This window comes from Frankia sp. Allo2, from assembly GCF_000733325.1.
GTDB classification, from domain to species: Bacteria; Actinomycetota; Actinomycetes; order Frankiales; family Frankiaceae; genus Frankia; species Frankia casuarinae.
The window spans coordinates 1-4,384 of the sequence record NZ_JPHT01000081.1; the positions used below are offsets into that span (position 1 = coordinate 1).

6 protein-coding genes are annotated in these 4,384 nt (G+C 68.3%); 5 read left to right on the forward strand and 1 reads right to left on the reverse strand.

Annotation, left to right across the window (positions count from 1 at the left end):
* The 4 genes from ALLO2_RS22665 to ALLO2_RS22680 all read left to right on the forward strand — a co-directional run.
* A partial coding sequence (locus ALLO2_RS22665; protein WP_035734665.1) for a transposase occupies positions 1-318 on the forward strand: 318 nt, incomplete at its 5' end.
* A gap of 297 nt (positions 319-615) precedes the next feature.
* The gene (locus ALLO2_RS22670; RefSeq protein WP_035734666.1) at positions 616-1,566 is read left to right on the forward strand and encodes a toll/interleukin-1 receptor domain-containing protein; all 951 of its coding nucleotides are present in this window, start codon (positions 616-618) and stop codon (positions 1,564-1,566) included.
* 525 nt (positions 1,567-2,091) lie between these two features.
* Complete coding sequence (locus ALLO2_RS22675) at positions 2,092-2,397, forward strand: hypothetical protein (protein WP_023840405.1); 306 nt, start codon at positions 2,092-2,094, stop codon at positions 2,395-2,397.
* Positions 2,398-2,517: 120 nt separating this feature from the next.
* Positions 2,518-2,784 carry a hypothetical protein gene (locus ALLO2_RS22680; protein ID WP_023840404.1) on the forward strand — a complete coding sequence of 89 codons (267 nt, stop codon included), beginning with the start codon at positions 2,518-2,520 and terminating at the stop codon, positions 2,782-2,784.
* Between the two features lie 503 nt (positions 2,785-3,287).
* Here the strand turns inward: ALLO2_RS22680 and ALLO2_RS22685 are convergent.
* Positions 3,288-3,989: a hypothetical protein gene (locus ALLO2_RS22685; RefSeq protein ID WP_232235298.1), complete on the reverse strand. Its 702-nt coding sequence runs from the start codon at positions 3,987-3,989 to the stop codon at positions 3,288-3,290.
* Positions 3,990-4,206: 217 nt separating this feature from the next.
* Between ALLO2_RS22685 and ALLO2_RS27705 the strand changes: the two genes are divergently transcribed.
* Positions 4,207-4,362: a hypothetical protein gene (locus ALLO2_RS27705; protein WP_160323922.1), complete on the forward strand. Its 156-nt coding sequence runs from the start codon at positions 4,207-4,209 to the stop codon at positions 4,360-4,362.
* Positions 4,363-4,384: the final 22 nt, after the last annotated feature.

Consider the following 4,384-nt stretch of genomic DNA (forward strand, 5'->3'; position numbering starts at 1 on the left):
GCGACCTCGACCGAGGAGTTCTACCTGGTCACGAGCCTGTCCACCGACCAGGCCAGCCCCGCGCAGCTGGCCCGGTGGGCTCGTGGCCACTGGACGGTCGAGGCCATTCACCATGTCCGCGACCGGACCATGGACGAGGACCGCCACACCATCCGCACCAAGAACGCCGCCCTGAACTGGGCCATCGCCCGCGATACCACGATCAGCGCACTACGCCTGGCAGGCTACAAGAACATCAGACAGGCCCGCCGAGCCACCATCAGAGACCCTGGGCTCGTCCTCCAGATCATCGCCCTGACCAGCCAAAACAGACTTTGACGGAGCCCTGGTATCCGGGCGTCTTTCTCACGTCCGGCTCTCCCTTCCCCGGACGTGGGAGGGCCTCGGAGGCCTCGGGGCGGGAGGATAAGGATCCCCCCGGGGCGGTCCAGCGGAGTCGGGCAGGTGCCGTCGTTCAGCGTCCCGCGCGGCGGCTGTTCTTCCTGCCGAGGTGTCAACTGCCGCGTATCGTCGCGCAAACGAAAGTACACCGTGTCCTATATCACAGATTCGGGGGCCCGCGGAGTCCGTAGTAGGACGACCTGACGCGGTCTGTGCCGGTGGCACACTGGCCGGGTGACCGACGGGGGCAACACGGACGACGCGACCGGTTCCGATCCGGACTGGGACTTCTTCGTCTCGTACACGGCAGTTGATCGCGAATGGGCGGAGTGGATCTCCTGGCAGCTCGAAGCAGACGGCTACCGCGTCCTCGTCCAAGCCTGGGACTTCGTCCCCGGATCGAACTGGCAGATCCGCATGCAACAAGGCGTCCAACACGCCCGACACACCCTCGCCGTACTCTCCGGCGCCTACCTGACCTCGATCTACGGCCATGCCGAATGGCAAGCCGCCCACGCCGCCGACCCTCACGGCTTCAAACGCAAACTCCTCCCGGTACGGGTCGAAGACTGCCCACGGCCAGGACTCCTCGGCGCCGTCGTCTCCATCGACCTGTTCCACCACGACGCCGACAAAGCCGGCCGACACCTCCTCGACCACGTCCGCCACACCCTCACCGGACGCGCTAAACCCACCACACCCCCCAACTTCCCCACACACCGACCGAACCCACCAACCCACGAACCGGCCTTCCCCGCAAACGAACCCGCACCCACCGACACATCCCCTGACCCGCATGACCAGCAGAGCACCGAAGATCTACTCGCCCACCAACGCCGCACCCTCGGCCCCGATCACACCCACACCCTCGCGACCGCCAACTTGCTCAGGTCGCCCCTGGGCAACCTTGGCGAGCACGCCGCGGCACGCACCCTGTTCGAGGACCCCCTCACCCGCCAACGCGCCACCCTCGGCCCCGACCACACCAATACCCTCACGACCGCCATGGCGCTCGGCTGGACCCTGGGCAACCTTGGCGAGCACGCCGCGGCACGCACCCTGTTCGAGGACACCCTCACCCGCCAACGCGCCACCCTCGGCCCCGACCACACCAATACCCTCACGACCGCCATGGCGCTCGGCTGGACCCTGGATCGGCTTGGAAAGCGGCATCTCGGACGTTAGTGATCATTCGGAAAAGATGCCCCCCGGCTGGGTGTATTTGCGCTTTCGGGATCTTCATCGCAGAACCGAAAGTACACCGTGATCTGCGACACAGAACCGAAGTGGATGCGGACGTCCTGCGGCGATCCATACAGGTGGCGACCGTAGTACTTGGTTGGAGTCTCTGGGGATGCCGCCCGACGGTCGGGCCGACTGGGCGCCGAACCTCGCTCGCAGCTCGGTCCGGCTCTCCGTCCCAGCCCTTGGTCTGGCGCTCGCTCCGCACCTCGGGGCTGCCCGCATGGGGTCCGACGACACGAACGGCCATTCCATGAATGGAGGCAGGAAACGGTGACCATGCCGGCAAAAAACGGCGTGGGCGTTTCCTGTGAAACATTCCCATCCGCGCGAAATGCCTGCATGGTGTGGATCTTCAGGGTCTTATGGATGGTGGAAGGTAAGTGAATAGGCGGCCCGGAGTGGTGTTACCAGCACCAATCTCCGGGCCTTGATCCCAAATCCTGCGTGAACAGGAGTGTGGAACCCATGGCCATGGTGCCATATGGGCCGATCGGTGGCGGTAACCGGTCGGTGACGAGCGTGGATCTCCAGGTGCATCCGGCGGAGTCGGCGGATGTGCATCTTCCGATGCCGGGNCCTCGGTTCTCGGTGATGCGTCCGACCCTGCTGCTTCCGGCCGGGGTGCGGGTGAGCGTGGCCGGTGACATGCCGTATGACGTGGCGGCGCGCTGGTGGGACTCGCTGACGGTCGCGGGGTCGGCGGCGAGCCAGTGGTACTACTCGCAGATCAACGGCTGGCCCGGTGGTCATCGTCGGGACGGGGGCCGGTGATGGCGGGCTCGCTGCGGGCGTTGCACTTCATCCGTCAGGATGCCGGCGGCTACGGCGACCTGGCAGACCAGCGGGCGGTGTTCGCGGTGGCATGTACGGCGCGCGGCTGGCGGGCCGGGGGTGCGGTCCGCCAGATCGGGTCCGCACGCCTGGTCGGCGGTCGTCCGGCTGGTCGGGTCGGGGGCGTACGGCGTGGTCGTGGTCGACACGCTGGAACGGCTCGCGGCCACCGAAACCGGGCGGATGGCGGTCCTGGGCCTGCTGCGCCGGACGGGGGTGCGGCTGCTGGTCGCACGCGAACCCCTCGACACCGGCGACGCGATCGGCCGTGCCCTCGCCGATTCCCTGCTCGACCCGGAGGAACAGCGGACACCGCTCGCGGCATGACCTGACCCACGGCTGAGCAAACCCGGGTTCGGGGGCTTCCACGCCACCCGACCCGGGTTTTGATCTTTCACAGAGCCCCGGCTGAGCTGATCTCCTCCGTCGGTCGGGCGGCGGAGGCGATCAGCGGACGTGCCGCGCCTTCCCCCTCCTCCAGAGTGAGGGCCGGGGTTTGGGGCGGAGCCCCAACAACCAGCAACGGCATTACCCTCGCCGGACCTCGCTCGACCCGTCGACCATCCGCGTGGACCAGCGGCACCCTGACCGCCGATCGTCACGGTCGTCACGGACCCCCTGGCGGGGGGTCTGACGGGCCGACGGGCCGACGGGCCGACGGGCCCACGGGGCGACGCTCCGGCCGGGGTGCCGACCGGAGGGAGGCGGGGCCCCGGCCGGGTGNGGCGATCCCGTAGGCGCGGCGCGCACGGCGACGCGCGGCGCGTGCGGCAGGCCCCCCGCGGCGGCCGAAGGCCGCCCTTGAACCCGTAGAGAACATTGGCGACGATCTAGATGGTTGGGCCTGCTGGGAGCGCACGGCGCTCAGATGAGACCTGTTCACCCAGGTCGCGGACGGGTTCGAGCCGTGCCCACTCGGGGTTGGCCACGAGGCGTCGCCAGATTGTCACAGCTCTGGTGACGGTCCTGGGATGGATCTCTTTACCACCCATCGTGACGATGGCCGCGCTGACCGCGGTTGCCGCCTGTTCGGGGTCTGGGTGGGTGCGGTGGATGAAGGCCCGTGCGAGTGCGAGATGGGTGCCGGCGGTGCTGACGTACCGTCCGGTTCCACTGAGCATCGCCAACGACGCGCGGGCGTGCGGCTCGGCTTCGTCGCCCTTGCCAAGGTAGCCGAGGATTACAGCGGTGAAGGCTTTGCCTGCTTCCTCATCGATGGGTGAGGGGCCGGGTTGAAGGGAGCCGCTCCAAACGTGGTCGCGCATGGTCCGCAAGGCGGTTAGTGCTTCGTCTTCGCGGCCGGTGAGGGCGTAGGCGCGGGCCTGTGCGCTGGCAAGGATCGGGACGATATAGGGGTGCGCCTGCGGCTGGGCCTGGGCGGCGATGTCGGCAGCGGTTTCGAACTCGCGGGCGAAGAAGGCCACGGCGGAGCGCATGGCGGCAACCGATCCGGTAAGTAGTGGGTCACCGGCTGCTTGGGCGTGTTGAGCGGCGAGGACGAAGAACGTCAACGCGCCGTCGTCATCGCCCATGTCGAAGGCGAGTCGACCACGGTAGAAGGCGTATTGGCCGGCGAGGAGTTCGAGNTCGCGACGGTCGGNGCCGGNNACNCNGGTTTCNANNCGGGCTTCNGCNTCNTCCCACGCNTGTTCGACNGGTCCGAGNAGNTCNNCNNGCGGNGTNGTGGNGTANATCNGGGTGAGGCGTTGGATGCCCTGGTGGAGCTGGGCGACACTGAGGGGGTCCGGGGTGGACGCGGCGATGGCGCGGGAGATCTGCGCGGCGCGGCTGGTGGCGCCAGTCGTGGCGGTGCTGGCGGCAAGAAGGATGCCGGTGCCGAGTAGGTCACGGCGGCGCGACGGACTCACCTCCTCGCGGGGCGGCCCGCTGCCGGGCTCCGCCTGAGCGGGAACCATGACGGGACGTG

Bases quoted from the DNA above. Each gene is read 5' to 3' on its own strand.
- ALLO2_RS22685 (WP_232235298.1), bottom strand. From the start codon at position 3,989: ATGGGCGATGACGACGGCGCGTTGACGTTCTTCGTCCTCGCCGCTCAA.